At 64.5% G+C, this 4,292-nt stretch carries 2 protein-coding genes; both read right to left on the bottom strand.

Annotated elements, in window-relative coordinates; genetic code table 11:
* Positions 1 to 85 precede the first annotated feature (85 nt).
* Complete coding sequence (locus tag EOA36_RS29105) at positions 86 to 3,496, bottom strand: acyl-[ACP]--phospholipid O-acyltransferase (protein ID WP_127280444.1); 3,411 nt, start codon at positions 3,494 to 3,496, stop codon at positions 86 to 88.
* Between the two features lie 386 nt (positions 3,497 to 3,882).
* Positions 3,883 to 4,292, bottom strand: a 410-nt coding sequence (locus EOA36_RS29100; protein WP_348629830.1) for a DUF6537 domain-containing protein, incomplete at its 5' end; no start/stop codon positions are given.

Here is a 4,292-nt window from a genome sequence, read left to right as displayed (position 1 = left end):
ATCCCGCCCTGATCGCCTTCAACCGCTTCGGGCTCGGGGCCCGGCCCGATGACCGCGACAGGCTGGCGAACGACCCACGCAGCTATCAGGCGGCCTCGACCTTGGCGGCCTCAGAGGCCTCGCCGCGCACCAGCCTGGTCACGCCGACGAAGTCGATCTTGCCCGAGCCAAGCACCGGCACGTGCGCCACGACGCGCACTTCGGCCGGCACCATCAGGTCCATGGCGCCGTTCGCCTTGGCGAAGGCCAGAAATTCGGCGCGCGTCGCGTTTTCGGCTTCGGTGATGAGCACCAGCTTTTCGCCCTTGCGCGGATCAGGCACCGTCGCGACCGCCGAGAGCGAACCTTTCCACAGCTCGCCCGCCAACGCTTCCACGGCAGCCAGCGAAATCATCTCGCCGCCAATCTTGGCGAAGCGCTTGGCGCGGCCGCGAATGCTGACGAAGCCGGCATCGTCGATGCTGACGATATCGCCGGTGTCATGCCAACCGTCCTGCAGCGGTTCGAGCACACCAGGCTTTTCCGCCCTGAGATAGCCCGCCATGACGTTGGGGCCGCGCACGAACAGCCGCCCGCCGCCCTGGACGCCGATCACCGGATCCAGGCGGTATTCCATGCCGGGCATGATTTTTCCCACCGTGCCCGATCTGTTGTACATCGGCGTGTTGATGGAAATCACCGGCGCCGTCTCGGTGACGCCGTAGCCTTCGAGAATGCGCAGGCCGAACTTCTCCATATAGGTTTCGCGGGTCGAGGCCTTGACCGGCTCGGCGCCGGAAAAGCAGTAGCGCACCGAGCGGAAATCATAGGGGTGTGCGGTGCGCGCATAGCCGCTGAGGAAGGTGTCGGTGCCGAAGATGATCGTCGCGTTCGAGGCATAGACCAGTTCGGGAACGATGCGGTAGTGCAGCGGCGAAGGGTAGAAATAGACCGGAACGCCCGACACCAGCGGCAGCACCGTGCCCGCCGTCAACCCGAAGGAATGGAAGATCGGCAGCACGTTGAACACCTTGTCGCCCGAGTGGAAATCGATGCGCGAGGCGGCCTGCGCGGCATTGGCCAGGATGTTGCGATGGGTAAGCACCACGCCCTTGGGCGTGCCTTCGGAGCCAGAGGTGAACAGGATCACGGCCGGATCGGTGGCATTGCGGGCAACCCGTGGCGTGGCCTTGCGCAGCATGCCAAGCAGCTTGTCCTTGAGGCTGATGGTTGCGCGCAGATCGTCGAGCCAGACGATGTTCACCGACCGGCCGACTTCCTCGACCGTCGCGCCGAGCTTGGCCTGCTCGACAAAGGCCCGAGAGGTCAAAATTGTGGTGACCCGCGCCGCCTTGCAGGCGGACAGGATGTTGGCGGCACCGGCGGTGAAGTTGATCATCGCCGGGACCTTGCCGGCGGACATGACGCCAAGCAGCGCGGCACAAGCGCCATTGGCATTGGGCAGCATGATGCCGAGCGTGTCCTGTCCGGCATAGAGCGCTTCGAACTTCTCGCCGAGCACGGCGACACCCGTGAGCAGCTTGCCATAGCCCAGCGAACCGGCGACCGGATCCTGCACGGCGAGTTGCTTCATGCCGCGCTCGGTCGCCGTTTCGATGACCCTTTCGAGCACGGTCTTGTCGATATGCTGGGTGCGGAAGACGAGGTCGGACATCACCTGGTAGAGTGCGGCACCGGCGGCGGCTCTGCGCTTGCGGCCCTTCAGTTCGTCGGCGACCTTGAGCCTGACCGGCGGCAGTATGGTCACCTTGACCTTCGGGAACAGGCGACGGCGCACGTGCTGCGCCGTCAGCCGCGAGAAGGGGCTTTTCTCCAGCCCCTCGATACGGATCGGCACGACCATCGAGCCGGTCTTGTCGGCCACCATGGCGGCGCCGTCATAGACCTTCATCAGCCCGCCGGTGACGGTGATGCGGCCCTCGGGAAAGATGACCAGCGGATCGCCATTCTGCACGATCTTGATCAGCGTGCGCGTCGACATCGGCTTGGCCGGATTGAGCGGCAAGGCGCGGGTCAGTTTGAGGAACGGCTTCATCCACCAGGCCTGCGCGATGGTGTAGTCGATGGCGAAGACCGGCTCTTCATCGGTCAGCGTCAGCGCCAACGGACCGTCGAGAAAGCTGACATGGTTGAGCGCCAGAATCGGCGCCGGGCCTGCGGCCTTGAGGTTTTCCAGACCCTCCACTTCCAGCCGATGGAAGGCGCGAAAGAGGATGGAGACGAAGTCGCGGAAGGCGTTGGTCGGCAGATATTTCAGCATCAGCCAGGCGGCCACCGCATTGAAGGCGGCAAGCCCGAACAACAAGCTGGCAATAGAGACGCCAGCGGCCTGGACGGCGGCGACGAGGATGCCGCCCAGCGTCATGAAGCCGGCGTTGACGATGCTGACAGCGGCGACGACGCGGGCGCGGCGCGCCTCGGGCGACCAGGCCTGCACGGCAGCGAAGGTCGGCACGACCAGGAAGGCACTGGAAATGGCCATGCCGGCAAGGTCGATGGCAACGCGGATGGTGTTCGGCCCGGCGAAGAAGAGGCCAAGGGTTTCAGCCTTGGGCGAAGGCTGCATGCTCCAGATCGTCCAGGCAAGGTGCAAGCCGAACAGCGCCAGAAGCGCGGTGCCGACCGGCGCGGGAAGCAGCACCATGCGGCCCTGCGACATCCAGGCGGCGATCGCCGAGCCGATGGCAATGGAGACGGCGAACACCGCGAGATAGGCGGTGACCGCGATCTCGTTGCCGCCGAGCTGGTCCTTGATCAGCGTGGGCAGGATCGAAAGCACGATGGCGCCGATCAGCCAGAACCACGAGGTCATCAATCCGGCGCGCCAGATGCGCGTGTCGGTGCGCAATTCGCTGACCTGGCGCCATGTCGAGTGGAAGATGTTCCAGTCGATGACAAGGTTCGGCGCGGCTGAGCCGGTCGAGGGGATGGAGCGGCTGACGAACCAGCAGCCGACCGCAAGGATCATCATCATCGGGCCGAAAACGGCGACACCGATGCCGTCAGCGGAGACGACACCGCCCACGATCGTGCCGCCAAGGATGGCGGCGAAGGTCGCCGACTCGATCCAGGCGTTGGCGCGGGGCAATTCCTTGCGCTCGAGATGATCGGGCAGGATGCCGTATTTGATCGGCCCAAACAGTGCCGAGATGACGCCGAATATCAACAGCGCGGTCATCAGCACAGGAATGGAGGACAGCGCGATGCCGACGACCGCGACGGCAGCGGCGCCGATCTCGGCGAATTTCAGCCGGCGGGCAATGAGCGCCTTGTCGAAGCGGTCGGCGATCTCGCCGCCCAGCGCCGACAGGAACAGGAACGGCGCCATGAACACGGCGCCGGCCAGCGTGACCAGCGAGGCGGCCTGATCGGCAGCCAGTGTGAAGAGGATCAGGAACACCAGCGTGTTCTTGAGGAAATTGTCGTTGAAAGCGGACAGGAACTGCGTCCAGAAGAGCGGCGCGAAGCGCCGCGAAAGCATGAGATGCGTGTTCATGGCGTTGTCCCATTTGGCGGAACCACGCGGCGATGCTCCGGTGATCCCCGCGGGTTCATGCGCTGTTCCGATCGTTGTGATAGCCGTGAGCTGGTTAAGGTTCTTTACTGGGTCGGAAATCGCCGGTGGTCGCTGGTTCGTTCCGGCGCTGGTGAAGCTGGCCTGTGCGCGCCCGTGTCAAGCGGTTCCGACATCTACGCCTCCTTATGAACAATGTTCATGGCGCCAATGTAGCATAACTTGAACGATGTTCAAGGGCAAAAATGAACGATGTTCACAAAAGTGAGGAGAGGTTAACGAGTCAATCGCCAGGGCCTGGCTATCGTTCGCGGCCAGCCCCTGTCCAATGGGAATCTACAAGCTGCACCGACGCGCTTGATCCCCGGCTAGCGAGGAGCGCCTTCGTTCAGTGTCGCCACGGTCTTCAGCGCGCCGTCCAGCATGTCGCCCTTCTCGTCCTTGAGCGCCGCCTCGCGCAGGCGGCGGATCCAGTCGGCGGCGTCGTCCCTCCCCTTGAGCAGATCGAGCGCCGACAGCACGCGGTCGAATTTCGACTGGGCGCGCACATGCGTGTCGCTGTAGCCCTTGATCAGCCGGCGACAGTTGAGGATTTCGACCGCAAGCGCGTAATCTGCCGGCACGTAGCCAAGCGCCAGAGCGTACCAGCGTTCGAGATGCGCGGCCTCGACCTTGTGGCGCAGCAGGCTGCGGCGCCAGCGGCGCAGGCCGCCGATGAACCACAGAGCGGCGAAGCCGGCGAAGCTGTCGGTGCGGCTGCGGCGGCCCTGGCTGATGC

The sequence above is a fragment of the Mesorhizobium sp. M8A.F.Ca.ET.021.01.1.1 genome (assembly GCF_003998025.1).
Taxonomy (GTDB): domain Bacteria; phylum Pseudomonadota; class Alphaproteobacteria; order Rhizobiales; family Rhizobiaceae; genus Mesorhizobium.
This window is presented reverse-complemented; position numbering and strand designations above follow the sequence as displayed.